The organism is Tropicimonas sp. IMCC6043 (assembly GCF_004146235.1).
Classification (GTDB): domain Bacteria; phylum Pseudomonadota; class Alphaproteobacteria; order Rhodobacterales; family Rhodobacteraceae; genus Tropicimonas.
Genome location: NZ_SELO01000008.1, coordinates 55421 through 74483, shown reverse-complemented (window position 1 = coordinate 74483; position 19063 = coordinate 55421). Strand labels below are relative to the sequence as shown.

18 protein-coding genes are annotated in these 19063 nt (G+C 65.2%); 4 read left to right on the top strand and 14 right to left on the bottom strand.

Going from position 1 to position 19063, the window contains the following annotated elements:
* The first annotated feature begins 15 nt into the window (after positions 1–15).
* From aroC to EU800_RS10370, 3 genes are all read left to right on the top strand, one after another.
* Positions 16–1119, top strand: a complete 1104-nt coding sequence (gene aroC / locus EU800_RS10380; protein ID WP_129631515.1) for a chorismate synthase — start codon at positions 16–18, stop codon at positions 1117–1119.
* Positions 1120–1123: 4 nt separating this feature from the next.
* Entirely contained in the window at positions 1124–2068 is a 945-nt protein-coding gene (locus tag EU800_RS10375; protein WP_129631512.1) for an AEC family transporter, read from the top strand.
* A gap of 129 nt (positions 2069–2197) precedes the next feature.
* A complete protein-coding gene (locus tag EU800_RS10370) occupies positions 2198–2806 on the top strand; it encodes a glutathione S-transferase family protein (RefSeq protein WP_129631509.1) in 609 nt (202 codons plus the stop codon).
* Positions 2807–2865: 59 nt separating this feature from the next.
* Here EU800_RS10370 and EU800_RS10365 read toward each other — a convergent pair whose 3' ends face one another.
* The 14 genes from EU800_RS10365 to fliL form a co-directional block, all read right to left on the bottom strand.
* Positions 2866–3276 (bottom strand): thioredoxin family protein, encoded by a 411-nt coding sequence (locus EU800_RS10365; protein ID WP_129631506.1) that lies wholly within the window; start codon positions 3274–3276, stop codon positions 2866–2868.
* Positions 3277–3293: 17 nt separating this feature from the next.
* A complete protein-coding gene (locus EU800_RS10360) occupies positions 3294–4025 on the bottom strand; it encodes a cytochrome c biogenesis CcdA family protein (RefSeq protein WP_371685618.1) in 732 nt (243 codons plus the stop codon).
* A gap of 39 nt (positions 4026–4064) precedes the next feature.
* Positions 4065–4952 (bottom strand): DMT family transporter, encoded by an 888-nt coding sequence (locus EU800_RS10355; protein WP_129631504.1) that lies wholly within the window; start codon positions 4950–4952, stop codon positions 4065–4067.
* Positions 4953–5042: 90 nt separating this feature from the next.
* A complete protein-coding gene (locus EU800_RS10350) occupies positions 5043–5573 on the bottom strand; it encodes a hypothetical protein (RefSeq protein WP_129631501.1) in 531 nt (176 codons plus the stop codon).
* Positions 5574–5758: 185 nt separating this feature from the next.
* Positions 5759–6049 (bottom strand): HU family DNA-binding protein, encoded by a 291-nt coding sequence (locus EU800_RS10345; RefSeq protein WP_129631498.1) that lies wholly within the window; start codon positions 6047–6049, stop codon positions 5759–5761.
* Positions 6050–6179: 130 nt separating this feature from the next.
* On the bottom strand, positions 6180–7655 hold the full coding sequence (locus EU800_RS10340; RefSeq protein ID WP_129631495.1) for an AMP nucleosidase: 1476 nt from the start codon (positions 7653–7655) through the stop codon (positions 6180–6182).
* Positions 7652–9457 carry an adenine deaminase gene (ade, locus tag EU800_RS10335; RefSeq protein ID WP_129631492.1) on the bottom strand — a complete coding sequence of 602 codons (1806 nt, stop codon included), beginning with the start codon at positions 9455–9457 and terminating at the stop codon, positions 7652–7654. The genes EU800_RS10340 and ade overlap by 4 nt, the downstream gene beginning before the upstream one ends.
* A 102-nt stretch (positions 9458–9559) precedes the next feature.
* Entirely contained in the window at positions 9560–11230 is a 1671-nt protein-coding gene (locus tag EU800_RS10330; protein ID WP_165354623.1) for a bifunctional diguanylate cyclase/phosphodiesterase, read from the bottom strand.
* Between the two features lie 523 nt (positions 11231–11753).
* Positions 11754–13016: a glycerate kinase gene (locus EU800_RS10325; protein ID WP_129631486.1), complete on the bottom strand. Its 1263-nt coding sequence runs from the start codon at positions 13014–13016 to the stop codon at positions 11754–11756.
* Between the two features lie 463 nt (positions 13017–13479).
* The gene (locus EU800_RS10320; protein ID WP_129631483.1) at positions 13480–15807 is read right to left on the bottom strand and encodes a hypothetical protein; all 2328 of its coding nucleotides are present in this window, start codon (positions 15805–15807) and stop codon (positions 13480–13482) included.
* On the bottom strand, positions 15807–16679 hold the full coding sequence (gene motA / locus EU800_RS10315) for a flagellar motor stator protein MotA (protein ID WP_129631480.1): 873 nt from the start codon (positions 16677–16679) through the stop codon (positions 15807–15809). The genes EU800_RS10320 and motA overlap by 1 nt, the downstream gene beginning before the upstream one ends.
* Before the next feature lie 78 nt (positions 16680–16757).
* Positions 16758–17381 (bottom strand): MotE family protein, encoded by a 624-nt coding sequence (locus EU800_RS10310; protein WP_129631477.1) that lies wholly within the window; start codon positions 17379–17381, stop codon positions 16758–16760.
* Positions 17378–17755 (bottom strand): hypothetical protein, encoded by a 378-nt coding sequence (locus tag EU800_RS10305; protein WP_129631474.1) that lies wholly within the window; start codon positions 17753–17755, stop codon positions 17378–17380. The genes EU800_RS10310 and EU800_RS10305 overlap by 4 nt, the downstream gene beginning before the upstream one ends.
* Before the next feature lie 9 nt (positions 17756–17764).
* Complete coding sequence (gene fliL, locus EU800_RS10300) at positions 17765–18250, bottom strand: flagellar basal body-associated protein FliL (RefSeq protein ID WP_129631471.1); 486 nt, start codon at positions 18248–18250, stop codon at positions 17765–17767.
* Between the two features lie 199 nt (positions 18251–18449).
* Here fliL and EU800_RS10295 point away from each other — a divergent pair, with 199 nt between their 5' ends.
* A complete protein-coding gene (locus tag EU800_RS10295) occupies positions 18450–19061 on the top strand; it encodes a ribonuclease D (protein WP_129631468.1) in 612 nt (203 codons plus the stop codon).
* Positions 19062–19063: the final 2 nt, after the last annotated feature.

The following is a 19063-nucleotide window of genomic DNA, read 5'->3' as shown; positions in this document are numbered from 1 at the left end:
CAAAGGAGCCCGCGCATGAGCCTCAACACATTCGGCCACCTGTTCCGCGTCACCACCTGGGGCGAGAGCCACGGCCCCGCGCTCGGAGCGACGATCGATGGCTGCCCGCCGGGGGTCGCGATCGAGGCCGAGGCGCTGCAGCACTGGCTCGACCGGCGCAAGCCGGGCCAGAACCGGTTCACCACGCAGCGCCGAGAGGCGGATGCGGTTGAGATCCTCTCGGGCGTCTTCGAAGGCCGGTCCACCGGCACCCCGATCCAGCTGATGATCCGCAACACCGACCAGCGCTCGAAGGATTACGGCGACATTGCCGAGAAGTTCCGCCCCGGCCACGCCGACATCACCTACTGGCAGAAATACGGCGTCCGCGATTATCGCGGCGGCGGGCGTTCCTCGGCGCGCGAGACGGCAGCACGGGTGGCCGCGGGCGGCGTCGCGCGGGCGGCGCTGGCAGCGCTGGCGCCGACTCTGAAGATCACCGGCTACATGGTGCAAATGGGCGAGAAGCATATCGACCGCGCGCGGTTCGACCTCGCGTCGGTCGAGACCAATCCCTTCTGGGTGCCCGATGCCGGCGTGGTCGAGGAATGGTCGGCCTATCTCGACGGGCTGCGCAAGTCCGGCTCTTCGGTCGGCGCGATGGTGGAGCTGACCGCCTCCGGCGTTCCGGCAGGACTCGGCGCGCCGATCTATGGCAAGCTCGACACCGATCTGGCCGCCGCGATGATGAGCATCAACGCGGTCAAGGGTGTCGAGATCGGCGAGGGCATGGGCGCGGCGACGCTGACGGGCGAAGCCAATGCCGACGAGATTTTCATGGGCAACGACGGGCCGCGCTTTAGCTCAAACCACGCCGGCGGCATTCTCGGCGGTATTTCGACGGGGCAGGACGTGGTCGTACGATTTGCCGTCAAGCCGACCTCCTCGATCCTCACGCCGCGGCGGACGATCACCCGGTCCGGCGAGGAGACCAAGATCATCACCAAGGGCCGGCACGATCCCTGCGTTGGCATCCGCGCGGTGCCGGTGGGCGAGGCCATGATGGCCTGCGTCCTGCTCGATCACCTGCTGCTGCATCGCGGGCAGGTCGGCACGGGTCTGCCGGGAAAGATCGGCTGAGGCGGTGCTCGCCGTCCTCGAGATCACCCTGCCGATCTACCTGCTGATCGGTATCGGTTTCGTGCTGACGCGCCGGGGCGTGTTCTCCGAGGCCGAGATACGCGCGCTCAGCCGCTTCATCCTGTCCCTCTCGCTGCCGGCACTGATGTTCTCCGCGGTCACGGCGCAGTCGCTGTCCGAGACGGTGAAGCTTCCCTATATCGCGATCTATGGCATCGGCGGGCTGGCGATGATCGCCGGGCTCTACCCCGTCTTCCGCCGCGTCGGCGGCTACGACCACGTAACCACGACGCTGGCGCTGATGGGGTCGGTCTGCCCCAACAGCGGCTATGTCGGCTACCCGATCCTGCTTCTGGCGATGCCCGAAGTCGCCGGTCGGGCGCTGGCCCAGAACGTCCTTGTGGAACTTCTGCTGATCATCCCGCTCTTGCTTGCCATGCTGGAGGTCGGCGAGGGCGATTCCGCTTCGCCCTGGCGGGCAGCGCGGCGGATCGGACGGCGGGTGGTGACCAATCCGCTGGTCCTGGCGATCCTCGCAGGTCTCACCGTGTCGGGATTGGGGCTGCGCTTGCCTTCGGTCCTCGAACGCCCGATCGACATGCTGGCGGCCGCAAGCGGCGCGATTTCGCTGGTGGTGATTGGTGGCATGCTGGCGCAGACCCGGCCGCGCGGCGTGCGGGCGCTCGCGGGCTACATCGTGCTTGCCAAGCTGGTGCTCCATCCCCTGGTGATGCTCGCCGGAATCGCGCTCTTCGCGCTCGCCGGCCTCTCCGATCTGCCGCCGGATATGCGCACGGCCCTGATCGTTACCGCGGCGGTTCCGACAATGGGCATCTTTCCGGTTCTCGCCCATGCCCACGGCCGTGCCGGGTTCGCCTCTGCGGCGCAGTTCGGCGCCACCGTGGCATCTCTCTTCACGCTCTCCGCACTGTTGCTGTTGCTCCGCTAGGCGGCCGGAGATTCCCGACTCCTTCAACGCCACTGCCGGCAATTCGCAGTCACGCCGGGCGGAGATATCGCTCTTTCGACGCCGAGCGGGAATCGGCTAGCGTGGGCGCAGTCAGCCGGAGGACAATCCATGCTCACCTTCTACTACGCGCCGCAAACGCGGGCGACGCGCATCTATCAGCTTCTGGACGAACTCGGGGCGCTCGAAAGCGTCGCGGTCGAAACGGTCACAGTCCCGCGTCGCGACGGCACCGGCGGTCGCGACGCGCGCAATCCACACCCGGAGGGAAAGGTTCCCACGCTGGTTCATGATGGCGAGATGATCTGGGAGAGCCCGGCCATCGTCCTCTACCTCACCGATCTCTTCCCTGAGGCCGGGCTCGGGCGGCGTCCGGGCGAGAAGGGCCGGGGGCGCTACCTGTCATGGCTTGCCTGGTATGGCGACGTCCTGGAGCCGGTGATCCATTTCCGGTTCCTCGAGATCGAAAATCCCGGCCTGACCAACACCTTCCGGAGTTATGACGATGCCATGGACCGGCTCTGCACGGCCTTGGCCGAAGCGCCCTACCTGGTCGGCGATCGATATACCGGCGCGGACCTGCTGATCGCCTCGACCTTCCTCTGGTTCCCGGATTTCGTCCCGGAGGACGCCGCTTTCAACGCCTGGCTCGAAAGATGCGCCGACCGGCCTGCAGTCAAGCGTAATCTCGAACGTGAGCAACGGCTCATGGGCGCGTGAGTGCGCGCCGATCTGTCGTTGCAGCATCGGTGCCCGGATGAATGCTGAGTCGAAATGCTTCAGGCGGTCGCGGCCGCGAGCGCGGTATCCATCAGCGCCTGGATTGAGCTCCTCGAGGTGTCCGCGACGATCCGGCCGAGCTCGGCATTGCCCTTGAGCACGACGAGTGTGGAGCGGCGCGGGATATTCAACGACTTGGCGAGCTCGGAATTGCCGTAGCTGTCCCAGTCGACATTGATGAAGGTGATCGCCTGTTCATAGGCCGGGTTTTCGGCCTTCAGCGCGTTGAGCACCCGCTCCTGCGCCGCGCAGGTCGTGCACCAGCTTGCCTTGAAATCGAGAAAGACGGTGTCGCCGGCCTCGAGGTGCTTGGTCACGAGGCCGGGCGAATAGTCAAGCGGAGCGGCGCTGAGCGAAAGCGGGGCGAGGGCGGTGGCGCAGGAAAGGGCGAGAAAGGCGCGACGGTCCATGGTGAAAACTCCCTTCGTCAGATGGAAACGGACAGGTCCTGAAGCCAGATCGGCAGGATTTCGAGTGCCCAGGCCTCGATCTGGTAGTGAAGCTTGAACAGCACCGCCAGGCCGGTGGCGAGGAAGACGAGGCCGAGAATCGGGCGGGCGCGGGCGGCGACGGCGCGCATCCAGGCCTGCCGCTCCTGGAGAACGGAGCGGGCGCCGTAGGCGAGCGCAAGGATCACCGTGGAGACACCGGCGGCGAAGCCGAGCATGATGAGGCCCGCGCGGCCAAGGCTCTGGCCCTGGCTGGCAAGCGAGATCGCCGCGCCGAGCGTCGGCCCGACACAAGGACTCCAAACGGCACCGAGCAGCGCCCCGCCGAGGGCCTGGCCCCGCAGGCCGGAGCGGTCGATCATGTCGAAACGCACGTCCGCACTGCCGGCAAGGCCCGCCGTTGCAGTGGCGAAACCGGCCGAGAAGCGCGGCACGAGAAGCACGAGTCCGAAGCCGATCATCAGGAGCGCCGCGGCCTGGCCGATCATGTCCTCGGTCAGTCCGATGGCGCGACCGAAGGCGCCAACGGCGATTCCGAGCGTGACGAAGGAGAGCGACATGCCGGCAGCGAGCGCGACCGGGCCCCAGCGGCTTGCCTGGAGCGCGCTGGCCAGCACGATCGGCAGGACCGGCAGTATGCAGGGGTTGATGAGCGTCAGCAGCCCCGCGCCATATGCAAGCAGGAATTCCATGACAAAGAGTTCGCTCACGGAGCTGCGCTTGTCACTACACGAAACCCTGGATGGGACTCACGAGCGCGTGGGAAGTGTTGCAGGCTGACGCGAGAGCTGGACGGCGAGGATGCCGGCCATGATGACAAGCACCCCGACCGCGTCCCATGCGCGAAGCCGTTCCCCGAGCAGCAGCGAGGCGATGGCAACCCCGAAGAACGGATTGAGGAAGTGGAAGGTCGCGGCCTTTACCGCGCCGATGCGGCGGACGAGCAGGAACCATGTGATCGTGGCAACGAGGCCCGGCACGATGATGGTGTAGGCGAAGGCGGCGACGAAGGCGGGGGTTGCGTCGATGCTCCAGGTCTCGAGCAGCGCCGAGGCCGGCAGGAGGACCGCCGTGCCGACGAGCATCTGCAGTCCGACGACCATCAAGACATTGCCGCCCGAGGTCGCGCCGCGCACCGAAAGCGTGGCGAAGGTCAGCGCCAGAACGCCAACGAGGCAGAACCCGATGCCCGTGAGGTCGACGCCGCCACCCTGAAGCCGGCTCGCCATGATGACCGCAACGCCGGCAAAACCCGCCGTCAGCCCCGCAATGCCGAGGGGCCGCAGCCTCTCGCCGAAGATCGCGAAGCTGGCGAGCGCCACAAGAAGCGGCATGGTCGAGGCGATGATTGCGGCGAGTGAGGCCTCGATACGTTGCATGGCGACGAAGAAGAGGCCGAGATAGAGCGCGTTCTGGCAGATGCCGAAGATTACTGTGGCCTTCGCCTGCGCCGTCGTCAGTCGAAAGGACTGACCGAGCGCGCGGGCAATCGTGACAGCGACCGTGCCGGCGATCAGGAAGCGCAGCGCCGAGATGCCCAAGGGGGGCGCATGGGCGACCACGATCCGCGCCGAACTGAAGGCCGACGACCACATCAGGGCGAAGGCCAGCCCCATTGAGATTGCCCGCAGATCCATTGATTTCGCTCTCTTCCGTTCGCTCCGCCCGGGTTGCACATTTGCCTGAGGAAGAATAGCCCCGGACATCACGTCGCGGGGCCAGCGTTGCTAACGGGACTCGGGGTTTCCGGAATGAGCGGCGCGATAGGCCTGGATCGCCTCCGCGAGATCGCCGGGCGTTGTCGCGAGGCACCAGTCGGCGACGACGAGGTGATTGGGACCGGCGGATTTCCGGACCTTCTTCAGGAGCGATTGCGTCCAGGACAATTGGTAGGTCTTGCGGAACCGGCGGCCGAGCGTAAGCGTCACGAACTCGCTCGCAGAGCGGACATTGGTGATCTCCGGCCAGGGAATGATGCGCCGCCCCGCGCGCAGGTCCAGGAAACCTTCGGGGGACAGCCGGACCGGCGCTCCCCAGGGGATCACCAGGCGGTAGATGGCGAAGAGACCGAAGACGGAGAAGATTGGGAGGATCAGGAAGGACGTCTGGTGGAACCGCTGCGCGCGATAGCTGTCGGGTTCGAGTTGCACGCCATAGATCGCCGCCGCGACCAAACCAATACAGACGACAACCAGCGCGACGGATTTGGTCCAGTCCCGCCCGATCAGCGTATTTCCCGATATGTCCGGACCCGGCATTCGTCCCTCCTGCCAGACGCAGCTGCTCCGCCATGAGGTATTTCCGGAAACGAGACGCCGCCTGTCAACGACAAGCAGTCACTTTCGAGCGGTCATTGCTCCACCGCCGTGAAGGGGACACCGGCGGAAGGAAAAGAAAAAGGGCCACCCAGCGGTGACCCCTTCGTCGTCGTCTCGGCGCCGGATCAGGCGTTGACCGAGTCTTTCAGCGCCTTGGCGATGGTGACCTTGACCACCTTGTCGGCTTCCTTGTCGATCATCGCGCCCGTGGCGGGGTTGCGCACCTGGCGCGCGGGGCGTTCGCGGCAGTAGATCTTGCCGATGCCCGGCAGGGTCACCGCGCCGCCGCCGGCGACTTCGCTGGTGATCACACCGGTCACGGCGTCCAGCGCCGCGCCCGCGGTTTTCTTGTCGGCATCCATTGCCTCGGCAATGGCGGCAACAAGCTGCGTTTTGGTCATGGGTTTGGTGGCCATATGAGGTCTCCTCGTTCGTGCCCCTTCTGTTGGGGCTTATTCACACGATTCTACGTGATCTTGACGTCACCCACAATCCTTAGTGGGCCTCTGCGCAGGAAAACAAGGGGTTTTCTGCATGGAATGGCGATCAGAGGAAGGCTGTTTCCTCGAAGCTGCGCAATTTCCGCGAGTGCAGCCGTTCGAGCGGCATGTTTCGCAACAGCTCCATGGCCCGTATCCCGATCAGGAGATGTCGCGCAATCTGTGTCTTGTAGAACTCGCTCGCCATGCCGGGCAGTTTCAACTCGCCATGCAGCGGTTTGTCGGAGACGCAGAGCAGCGTGCCGTAGGGAACACGAAAGCGGAACCCGTTGGCAGCGATCGTCGCGCTCTCCATGTCGAGGGCGATCGCCCGGCTCTGGCTGAGCCGCTGCACTGGCCCCTTCTGGTCGCGCAGCTCCCAGTTGCGGTTGTCGACAGAGGCCACGGTGCCCGTCCGCATGATCCGCTTGAGGTCGTAGCCCTCGAGTTGGGTCACTTCCTCGACGGCGTCCTCCAGCGCGACCTGGATTTCCGCCAGCGCCGGGATCGGCACCCAGACCGGCAGATCGTCGTCGAGAACCTTGTCCTCGCGCAGATAGGCATGGGCGAGGACAAAATCGCCGAGCGCCTGGCTGTTGCGGAGCCCCGCGCAATGACCAACCATCAGCCAGGCATGCGGGCGCAGAACCGCGATATGGTCCGTCGCGGTCTTGGCGTTGGACGGGCCGACGCCGATATTTACCAGCGTGATACCTGCGCCATTCGCCCGCTTGAGGTGATAAGTCGGCATCTGCGGCAGCTTTTCGGGCGTCTTGAGCACCGCGTCCCCGGAGGTGATTTCCTGATTGCCGGGGCCGACGAGTGCGATGTAGCCGCTCTCGGGATCGTCCAGCGCGGCGCGGGCATAGGCTTCGAATTCCTCGACGTAGAACTGGTAGTTGGTGAACAGGACGTGGTTCTGGAAGTGCTGCGGACTGGTGGCGGAATAGTGGCTGAGCCGGGCGAGGGAGTAGTCCACCCGCTGCGCGGTGAATTGCGCCAGCGGACGCGCGCCGTCCGGGTAGGTGAAACCATACCCGTTGACGATGTCGTCATGGGTGGTCGTGAGGTCCGGTACGTCGAAGACATCGCGCAGCTGGAAGCGCATCGCGCCTTCCTGCGGCACGGTCAGGCGGGCGTCGTTCAGCACGGCAAAATGCACCGGGATGGGTGTATCCGACGGGCCGACCATGATCTTCTGGCCCTGGTTCTTCATCACAAGCCCGATCTGCTGGATCAGGTAGTTTCGGAAGAGATCCGGACGCGTGACCGTCGTCGCGTAGACGCCCGGCTCGGTGACATGGCCAAAGGCCAGCCGCGAATCCGCCTGAACGAAGCTCGTCGAGACCAGCCGCACCTCTGGGTAGAAGGCGCGATAGCGTTGTCGCGGCGTCTCGCCAGTGAGGCTCTCGGTGAACTTCTTCGCGAGAAAATCCGTGGCGGTCGTATAGAGTTCCGTCAGCCGGTCCACCGCGGCCTCGGCATCGTCAAACAGCGCCCGTTCCGGCACGTTCGGGGTCACGACCGGCGTCATATCGTTCATTCCAGAACCTTCTCGATCAGCTCGGTCACTTCGAATCGCGTCACGTCGACCAGGCCCTTGTCCGATATCCGGAGTTCCGGGATCACCACAAGCGCAAGAAGCGAGTGTTGCATGTAGGCGTTGTTGAGCCGGCACCCCGCCTCCTGCATCGCATGTCCGAGCGCCTCAACCTTCGCCGCCACTTTCTCGGCAAGATCGTCCGACATCAGGCCGGCGATCGGCAGTTCGACCAGCGCCTTTTCTTCTCCCCCTGCGAAAAGCGCGACGCCGCCGCCGACCGCGCCCAGCCGGTTTGCGGCCAGTGCCATGTTCTCTCGGTCCGTGCCGACGACGATCATGTGGTGGCTGTCATGGGCCACGGTCGACGCCATCGCCATCGGCCCTTCGTAGCCGAAGCCCTGCACGAAGGCGTTGACCACCATGCCGGTCCCGCGATGCCTCTCGACGAGCGCGATCTGGCAGACCTCGCCCTCGGCTTCCACGAGCCCGTCGATCACCGGAAGGTCGGCCGAGAGCGCCTTCGTCGGGGCCTGGTTCTCGACCACGCCGATGACCCGCGCGCGGACGTGGTTGGCGCCCGCGGGCGCCGGTATCTCGAAATCCGATGCCGCGAGCGTCTTGCCCAGATGCACCGTCGCCCGCGCATGTGCCGGCCAGTCGAGATGCGGGCAGTCGACCATGATCTTCCCGTTCTCGGCCACGACGAGGCCCCGCGCTATCACCGTCTCGATAGGCAGGGCCCGCAGATCGGAGCTCAGAATGATGTCTGCCCGCCGCCCCGGAGCGATCGAGCCGAGTTCGCGCTCCAAGCCGAAATGCGCCGCGGTGTTCACCGTCGCCATCTGCAACGCCACCAGCGGGTCGCAGCCGCAGTCGATGGCGTGGCGCAGCACGCGGTTCATGTGGCCTTCATTGACCAGCGTGCCGGAATGGCAGTCGTCGGTGCAGAGAATGAAATTGCGCGGGTCGAGTCCCTTCTCGGTCACCGCGGTAATCTGCGCCTTGACGTCGTACCAGGCGGACCCCAGCCGCAGCATCGCCCGCATCCCCTGCCGCACCCGCGCGACGGCATCCTCTTCGCGTGTTCCCTCGTGGTCATCGGCGGGGCCGCCCGCAGCATAGGCGTGAAAGGCGGGGCCGAGGTCGGGTGACGCGTAGTGCCCGCCGACGGTCTTGCCCGCGACCTGGGTTGCGGCAATCTCGGCGAGCATCTTGGGGTCGCCCGCGACCACGCCGGGAAAGTTCATCATCTCGCCCAATCCGACGATCCCGGGCCAGGACATCGCTTCGGCGACGTCCTCAGGCGTGATCTCGAAACCGGTGGTCTCGAGCCCCGGCGCAGACGGTGCGCAGGAGGGCATCTGGGTAAAGATGTTCACCGGTTGCAGGAGCGCCTCGTCATGCATCAGCCGCACGCCCTCCAGACCGAGCACATTGGCAATCTCGTGCGGGTCGGCGAACATCGAAGTGGTTCCATGCGGGATCACGGCACGGGCGAACTCGGCGGGCGTCAGCATACCGGATTCGACATGCATATGCGCGTCGCAAAGACCGGGCAGCATATAGCGCCCCGCCGCCTCGATCACCTGCGTCTCCGGGCCGATGCAATGGCCGGCGTCCGAGCCGACATAGGCGATCCGGCCTTCGGCGATGGCGATGTCATGGTCGGGCAGGAGTTCACGGCTGTGCACGTTGACCCAGATGCCGCCACGGACGACAAGATCGGCCGGCTCCCGGCCGGCGGCCACGGCGACGAGACGGGGGGCCGCCTCGGCCCAACTCTTGAGAGGATGTCTTTCCATGGGACATGCTTTCCCGTTTTCCCGGCCGATGCAAGCGGCTGGCCTCAAGCTGAAGCAGAGCTTCGTGACAGACGCGCGACAGCGTCCGGTCAGGCCTGCCGATCAGGCGCAGGCAGCGACCGGAGGCGGATTACGCAACCAGGCGGTGAACTCGCCCGAGGGCATCGGCCGCGCGAACAGGAAGCCCTGCCCGAGGCGATAGCCGTATTCCGAAAGAAGCGTCACCTGTTCGGCGGTCTCCACGCCTTCGGCAACCGTCTCGGCCCCGAGCGCGGTCGAAATGTCCGCGATGCTACGCACGATTCCGCGGTCGCGCGGATTGGCAGCGAGGTTGAGGATGAAGGAACGGTCGACCTTGAGTCTCGACACCGGCAGGCTCTTGAGGAGCGCCAGCGAGGAGTAGCCGGTGCCGAAATCGTCGAGCGCCACGTGGAAGCCGAGTTCCCGAAGCTCGAAGACGCGGTCGCGCCCCGGGTCGGCCTCATGCAGCGCCATGCTCTCGGTCAGCTCGATACAGATCTGTTCATGCCGGATGCCATAGGCGGCGACGGTCTCTTCGAGAAACAGCGAGAAACCCTGCCCGCGAAGCGTCGCCGCCGCGACATTGATGGAAATCTGCACATCCGGCAGGCCGGACAGTTCCCAGGCCCGCATTCCGCGCAAGGTCATCTCGAACATCTTTCGGTCGAGTTCCGCAATCAGCCCGCTGGTTTCGGCGACCGGAATGAACTCCCGGGGCAGGACGGTGCCGCCATCGCAGTGCAACCAGCGGCACAGCGCTTCCGCGCCGACAATGCGGCGGGTCCGCATGTCGACGATGGGTTGGAAATAGGGGCGAAGCCCCTCCTCCAGAGCCTCCAGCGTCAACGCGCGGACAAGCTTGGGAGCCGTCGCGAATCCCGGCGACGGCGAAGATGCGTCCGGCGCGTCCGTGGCAGTTTTCCGGCCCGAGCCGCGCATCTTAGCGCCGGCCCGGCGCAACAGCTCGCCAAGGTCGCGCCCGTCTTCCGGAAAGCGGCTGATCCCGGCGAGACCGGTCACCCGCACGGTCTCGTCGTGAACCGACATCGGGCGGGAAATCGCCGTCAGGATCTCGTCGGCAAGATCCTCCGCATCGCGACCCGGTTCGATGCCACCAAGCAGCAGGGCGAACTTGTCGCTGCACAGACGCGCGGTCGTTCCCCCGGGCGGGGCCAGTTCTGTCAGGATACCCCCAACCTTGCAAAGGACGTCGTCGCCGGCCTCATGGCCGAAAGTTTCGTTGATCTCGCCGAAATCAACGAGGTCGACGATCAGCAACGCGAGCGAAACACCAGTCTCCTCCAGATGGTTAATCGTGTCCTTGAGGAAGCGGCGGTTGTGCAGACCGGTCAGGCGATCCCGGTAGACCTGTTGCTCCGGCCGGTCGTACAAGCCGGGATCGCCGGACGTGTCGATCGCCTGGATGACGAAATGCCGGCCCACGGCGCCCCTTGCCACCGTCGGAGTCACCGTGAGCAGGAATCGCGATGCGGTCCCGTCCACCCGGCGAAGCCAGGAGGTCGTGCGAAAGGCACCCTGCTCGTTGGAGGTTGCAACGAACTTGTCCCAGGCTGGCAGCCCGAGAATGGCATTTCGGATATCGGGAGGATAACCACGAAGGTCTTTTAGGGTGTGGCCGGTGGCGGCGACAAGACCAAGCGAGGCGGTAAGCAACCGGCCGTCTTCGCCGAACACCGCGAAAAGCGCGTCGCTGTTTTTGATCGTCTGCCAAACAGATGCGGGTTCCGGCAATCCGGTCTCCCGCTTTTCCCCCTTACCCATCGGTCAACCCCTACCGAAACCTCCAGCTACTCCCGCATGACGAATGGCGGCGCGTTACGGCCGGATCCGCCTGCGACCCCGCGAGCCTCCTCCGTACATCCCCTCTGCGCCGCGCCGATGCGACCAGACCTGCAGCCATTGGGATTGGAGGCCGTCCGGTCGAGGCGGGCGGGCAGGACCCGGGCGGTGAAGCCGGCAAGGTCGGCACGGAGCACCGTGTGAGGCGTGACACCGGTTCGGTGCGTCCTCGTGGTTCCGGCAATGTCGTGCGATACCCTTATCTCTTTCCCCAACCACCGTCCCCTATCCAGATCGCGCACGAGCCTGATCGCCATTCGAGACGTCAACACCGAGCGCCCCACATGCAGAGGGCCATCGAGCCCACGATGGGTGCGGCTCGGTTAACAAAATGTAAAAACGAGAGTCATCACCGGCTTGCGCTGGCTGTCGGATTCTTGCCGGGCCGTGACGAACGGGGCTGCGCTGCCCGTGTTCAGGAGATCAGGATCGCCCTGAAATCGTTGACATTGGTCATGGTCGGCCCGGTCACAACCTGATCTCCGAGCGCTTCGAAAAAGCCGTGGCCGTCATTGTTCGCCAGACTCGCACGCGGCAGAATGCCCAGCTCGAGCGCGCGGGCCAGCGTGTCGGGGCCGCAGATCGCGCCGGCGATTTCTTCCACGCCGTCCACCCCGTCTGTATCCGCGGCAATCGCGTAGACACCGCTCAGCCGGCCAAGTTCGTTGGCCAGCGACAGCAGAAACTCGACATTGCGCCCGCCGCGGCCGGTGCCGCGGAGCGTCACGGTGGTTTCGCCGCCGGAGAGCAGAACGCAGGGGCGCGCGAAGGGTTGACCGTGGCGCACGACTTGATGGGTGATCCCGGCCAGCACGATGCCGACCTCGCTCGCCTCGCCTTCGATGGAATCGCCGAGGATATGGACGGAATACCCCGCCTTGCGCGCCACGTCGGCGGCCTTTTCGAGCGACTTCTGCGGCGTGGCGACGAGATGTGTTTCCACCCGGGACAGCCGCGGGTCGTCCGGTTTGACGCTCTCTGCGTCCACCCTCTCCAGAACCTGTCGAAGATGACCGGGCAGGTTGAGGCGATACCGGTCGATGATTTCCAACGCGTCGGCGACGCTGGTCGGGTCGCCAACAGTGGGGCCGGAGGCAATATTGGACGGGCTGTCGCCCGGAACGTCCGAGATAAGCAGGTTGACGACCTTGGCCGGGGCGCAGGCCGCGGCAAGCCGGCCGCCCTTGATCGCCGACAGATGTCGGCGAACGCAGTTCATCTCGGTGATCGTGGCGCCGCATTTCAGGAGCTCGCGGTTGACCGCCTGCTTGTCCTCGAGGCTGACGCCATCGAGCGGGAAGGGCAGAAGCGCCGAGCCACCTCCCGAGATCAGGCAGAGGACAATGTCGTTCTCGCCCAGACCCTGCACAAGTTCCAGCATGCGGCCGGCCGCGGCGTGGCCCGCAGCGTCGGGCACCGGATGCGCTGCTTCGACGATCTCGATGCCCTCGCACTCCACAGCATAGCCGTATCGCGTGACCACAAGCCCCCCCAGCGGTCGACCGTAATGGCGCTCCGCGGCGCGGGCCATGGCGGCGGAAGCCTTACCGGCGCCGATCACCAGGAGGCGACCCTTATCCGGCCATGCCGGAAGGGCGGGCGGAACGCAGAGTTCTGGCTGGGCAGCGTCGACCGCTGCCTGGAACATGTCGCGCAGGAGGGCTTCGGGGGAAGTCATGGATTAGGCGGCCTCTCGGCTGATAGTCGGTTTGGGCGCAGTGGCCCCGGACGAAGGATCCGGGGTGGAGGCACGAATGGTGGCGCAATCGCTGCCAATCCTCTGCGTCGGTCCGGCGTGAGATGCTGCGAAGAATTGTTTAGTCCCGGCCGAGGCCAGGCGATCCGCCAAGGGCCTTCCCGTGGCGCCGGATTCGACGAGGTCGTTTGTGCTCATGACGATTCTCATGCTGCCAGTATTCACCGCTGCCGGATTTCCGCAATGCGGCGAACGCCTTTCCTTGGACCTCGCGTGCTCCGTTTGGCCGAAAGATCCAACCTCCTGTCGTGCCGCGCAGTGGCGCAACCGTCGCGACACCGCGCCGTGACTGGAACGGTTTTGCGATCCCGACGGCCCGCGGACAAAGCGCCGGGCTACGGTAGAGAAAATCTATCTGGCGCAGCCTATGCGGACCGAGGCGGCGTCACTCAAGAACGCGCCCCGGTCCGTCACCATCGGTATTCAACAGATTCAATATGGCAGCCCGCGCAGTCCGGCTCGCCTCGATCAGATTTCTGGAGCTGTCGAGTGTGAGAGCGTCGCCGAGCGGGGCCCCTACGACACCAGATACCCCTGTCGCAGAGCTTTCCTGCACAGGGCCGGGTACTCCGGACAGCAATTGCTGTCCGTCCGCCGTGTCGTCGGAAGCGGCATCTCCCGTTGCCGGGAGCGCACCGATCAGGCGGAGAAAAGCACCATCTTCGGGGCGGCCAAAGGCCGAGACGACCTCCACATCTCCGAGCAACCACGCCTCCCGCGCAGAGTCCTCGGACTGGCCTGCACGGGCGAAGAGGTCCGCTGCCGCTGCGTGATCGCCGAGTGCCGACAGTGCTTCGCCACGCAGCGAAAGGCTCTGCGGATCGTCCTCTGCGGCGATATGGGACAACGCGAAGGCTGGTTGACCTAACTCCAGCGCGAGTCTGGCCCGAAGTCTCCGGACGGCGAGCGCGTTGTCGGAACCGAGAGACGCCAGGATGTCACGTGCGCGCACCGGCTGTCCGGCGTCGAGGAGCCATTCTGCAAGCGCCAGCCTCGTTTCCCGATTCAGGGACTCGGTCAAGGGCTCAGAGTGATCGGAATTGAGGATGCGGAGAATCTTGCCATCGGCTCCTTGCCGTATCATCTCGAGAAACATGCCGGAAAAGACCGAATCGGGCGATTTGCGTCCGGGGCTCTGCCTTGTGAGTTCGTCCCAGTTTCGCCAGCTGGAATCGAAGTCTCCAGCTGCTGCCCATGACAAGACGATTTCTTCGAAAAGGGACTGTCCAGCCGGCGTGCCGCCTGGTTCGAATGCCAGGGCTTCGGCGTCGAGTATGGTTTCGGCTGACACGCGGCCGCCAAGCCTCATCCCTCGGAGCAGTTTCGCCATCGCTTCGGGTGCGTCGGACTCCGAATCCGCCACCACCTCGGAGAAGGTTGCCAGCGCGGTGTCGTAGTCGCCGCTTTCCAGCGCTTCCTGCGCGTCGACCATCATGAGCGCCGTCGATGGCGCTGACGTCGTGCGCGCAATCGCGTCGCGAATGGCCCGGGCGTCCGAAGAATGGCCGGTGGCAAGCAGGGTCTCGACGAGCCGTGGTCCCAGCTGGATGCGCAGCGCCGGCGGCAGGCGGACAAACCAGGACCGGACGGACGTCAGGTTGATATCGTCCGGTCCGGATCCGGGCGCGCGCGCGGCGAGTGCCCAGAGGGCTGTGGGGCCGTCGCAACTCGCTTCGCCCGAGCGGCCGAACTCCGTTTCGGGATCAAGACCGTCGACGATCAAGGCCATGGCGAGATAGAGCGACCGTTCCTTGATCGCGACGTCGAACTCGGTGAGGACCGCCTTCGCTTCGGCGCCGAAGCCGAAGGCGAGATAAGTCCTGACGAGGTTTTCGACCTGGCGCGCGTCCGGTTTGTCGAGTTCCGAGGTCAATCCGACGCGCGCCAGCGCGATCGCCTCGGCCGGATCATCCGTCGAAAGCCACTGGGACAGGTCCAGAACCTCCTCGCCGTAGCATTTCGTGCCCGCGCCACCGCTGCCCGAACTGTCCTTCGCCGGTTGCAGGACTGAATCGAACACGGTGCGCGTCTGGATGTGTCGGCTGGACTCACCCCCGGAAACATCCCCGTCGGGCATCCCGAAATCTGCGGGCGCGGCGTCCCGGTCGATCCGGGCTACGCCCTGGGTCGCGGCGCGGCCGAGTTGTTCGAGCAACGCGCGCTCCATGTCCCGGACCCGTACCGCGTCCTCGGCTGTCGCGACATCTCCAGACGAACGGTTCCGGCTCTTGTCGAGCGCATGGCCCAGGAGGATTCCGGTCGCTTCCGCGCGCGTCTCAAACGCCTCCGGGGCGCCAAACGGAAATGCGAGCGTTGGCTCGCGGACATCGGACGAGAGCCCTACGCCCGTCCGGGGGGCGCGGTCCCGGACATCAAGCGCGATCGTGTTCTTTCCCACCTCGAAGATGTCGAGGTCGCAGTCGCAGGGAACGGTCAGGGCGAGGACACCGTCCGGGGTCCCGAAGGCGATGTCGGAAATCCGTGTCCTGGGAATCTTCTCGAAGACGCGCGACAGATCGAGGGCTATGTCCGAGCGATCGAAGGCAATTTCGTAGCCATCGCGGCTCCTTGACTCCTTCCATCCAATCGCGCTGCCGAAGACCAGAACAATTCTCGAGAAGGTCTCATGCTCGCCGGACAGGACCCGAACAGTCTCCGCGTGGCCCGCGCTGGCCGCCAATGCCAAAATGGCCGATATCAGGAAGGTCCGCATCAGACAGCCTCTCTCTGCTTGACGTCCTTGAGAGCCTCTTCCAGTTCGGAGAAGCTCGGCCTGATATGGCTTGGGGTGTTCTGGCGACCGACCTCGATGCAGATATTCGTGGCGTGGCTGTGCAGGTTCGCGACGAGCACCTCCCGGATCAGCTGGTAGAAATGCGCATCCTCCTGCGTGACATCCCCGACCTTGGCGGCGAATGGGCCGACAATGCCATATGCCAGGAAAACACCCAGAAAGGTGCCGACCAGAGCGCCCCCGATGAGCCGGCCGAGGATCTCCGGAGGCTGGTCGATCGATCCCATCGTCTTGATGACGCCGAGCACGGCGGCGACGATGCCCAATGCCGGAAGCCCGTCGGCCATGGCCTGGAGGGCATGGCTCGAATGCAGCGCGGACTCCCGGTTCGAGTCCATCCGTTTCTCGAGCACCTCTTCGACCTGGTGTGGATCGTCATAGTTCATCGAAGCGGACCGGAGCGTGTCGCAGATCAGGTCGATCGCTTCCTTGTCCTTGAGGATCCTGGGGTAGTTGGCAAAGATCGTGGATTCCGCGGGCGCCTCGATATGCTCCTCCAGCCCGACCGGGTTCTGCCGGGCCAGGCGGATCAACTCGAACAGCAGGCAGAGCAGATCCCGGTAGTCCTCCGGTCGCCAGGTCGGTCCCTTGAACACCTTCCCGATATCTTTCAGCGTATGCCTGATCGCGGGGACATCGTTGGAGATGACAAAGGCGCCGATCGCCGCGCCGCCGATGATCATGAGTTCGTACGGAAGGGACTTCAGGATGATCGCCATCTTGCCGCCGGCCGCGATATAGCCGCCGAACACCATGATGAAGATGACGATGACCCCGATGATTCCGATCATCCGAACGCTCCACTGGCTTGTGGTTCCGTTGTGCAGGGAAAACCTGTCAGGGCGGTTAATCCCGCCCGACTCATTCGCCTATTGCGCGGGCGCGCCGGCGTTTCGCCCGGCCAGCAGGACGCTGACCGTATAGGCCTTCGCGGGCGACATGCCGGACAGGATGTCGGCGGCGACATCCGGACGCATCCGCCCGAGAAAACCCGCCGCGAAGGTCGCGTCCATCGCCTCGAAGACGGCAGCCGCATCCTTCGGCTTCATCTTCTCGTAGACCGTCGTCAGGCGCGTGATGTCCTTTTCCGCCGCGCCATCGGCCATCGCAATCGTCGCGGCGAGCCTGTCCTCTGCTTCCACAAGGGCCGAAAGGTTTCGCGCGATCTCCGCTTCGGCACGATCCAGCGACACCATCCGGTCGCCGATCTGCTTCTCCCGCTCGTCGAGCTGCGCCGCGCGCTCGCGGAGCGTGGCGAGCGCCCGCGCAAGGCTGTCCTCGGTCGCGCAGTCGGCCGGATGTATCGAACTGGCCGGCGCCTCCACAGTCGCATCAGCATCTGACTGAATTGCCAGCGCCTCGACCTGCCGGGCAATTGCATTTCCGGTCCCGTCCGCGAGCCGAAGGACACCCGAGGCAAAGAACAGAGCGCCGATGGCAAGCAACGTGCCGCGCCCCGGACGCCGCTTCGCCGGCTTTTTCTCCCGGCTCATTCCGCGGCATCCAGATCGGCCGCGGACCGGGGACGACGGCTGCGGCGAACGGTCCCGCGGGGCGCGCGACCAGGGGAAGGCGGCGGAGGCTCCTCGAGATCGTGCATCGAGGCCAGCACCAGCTCGATCCGGGCCGCCGCGGCCTCGGCCCGCTCGGTCAGGTGCTGGAGCGACTCCGCCGAGTCCTTCGACATCGACCGGGCCTGTTCGAGCGCCTTGGTCATTTCGTCGACCTGGACCGAGAGCACCGCGACCGCGCCACCCATCCCGTTCTCGAGATTGGTGAAACGGGTCAGACGCCGGGACAGGACGAAGCAGTAGAACGCCGCGCCGAGTGCGCCGGCAATGAGAAGGATATCGGCCAGAAGGCTCATCGCATTCTCCTAGTTCAGCACAAATTCAGTCACCAGGAGGTCGCGGACCTCCCGATCGCCTGAAACCAACTGGATTCGCCGCAGCATCTGCGCGCGCAGGCGGATCAGCGCAGTTTCGCGTTCGAGGTCCTCTGTGGAGACCGCCCGCAGGTAGCTGTTCAGAACATCGAGAATGCGCGGCATGATCGCGACGATGGCATCCTGCTGTCCCGGCGAGGTCTCGATCTGGGCGCGGAAACGAAGATGCCTGGGTGAGCCGGACCCAGCCAGGGAAACGAGGATCGGATCGATCGGCACGAAGGCGACCGGCGGAGCGCCGTGCAACGCGGCAGCGTCAGCCTCGCCCGAGTTACCTCCGAGCATACCGGAATAGGTGACGTAGAAGCCGCCGGCCCCGAGACCGGCGGCAAGGACGAGCCCGATCAGGAGGGGCATTACGATGCCCGTTTTCTTTCGATCCGTTTCGCTGTTTTCGAAGCCGGATTCATCGGACATCCGGGGACTCCTTCACCATCGATGATCCATGGTTATCCCCGGTAGAGCTAATCGACTGTTAAGCAGGACGATTTTTTTCGCGTCCGTTACGACATCTGCATGGGTCGCCGGCCGACACCCCAGCCGTTGCGTCGCGGCCATTGAATTTGCCCCCCGGACCCCGTATCTGGGCGCAGCGCGCTGAAACAAGGGGCCGCGAATGGCCAATCATCTGCACAAAAACGACCTTCCTGACGGGCTCGATCTTGGCGCGGTCGTCGCGATCGACTGCGAGACCATGGGGCTCAACCCGCATCGTGACCGGCTCTGCCTTGTGCAGCTTTCGGGCGGCGATGGCGAGGCGCATCTGGTTCAGGTAAGCCGCGGCCAGACGGCGGCGCCGAACCTGGCGCGGATGCTGGCCGACAAGGACGTGCTAAAGCTCTTCCATTTCGGCCGGTTCGATATCGCGGCGCTTTTCCACGCCTTCGGGGTGCTGGCCGCGCCGGTCTATTGCACCAAGATCGCCTCGAAACTGGTGCGCACCTATACTGACCGGCACGGGCTCAGGAATCTCTGCCAGGAGATGCTCGATATCGACATTTCCAAGCAGCAGCAGTCGAGCGACTGGGGAGCCGCGGAGCTGAGCACCGCGCAGCAGGAGTATGCTGCTTGCGACGTACTCTACCTGCACCGGCTTCGTGAAGAGTTGGACCGACGCCTCGCTCGCGAGGGCCGCACGGAGATTGCACAGGCCTGTTTCGACTTCCTGCCGACGCGCGCCCGGCTCGACCTTGCAGGATGGCCGGAGATCGACATCTTTGCCCATTGATC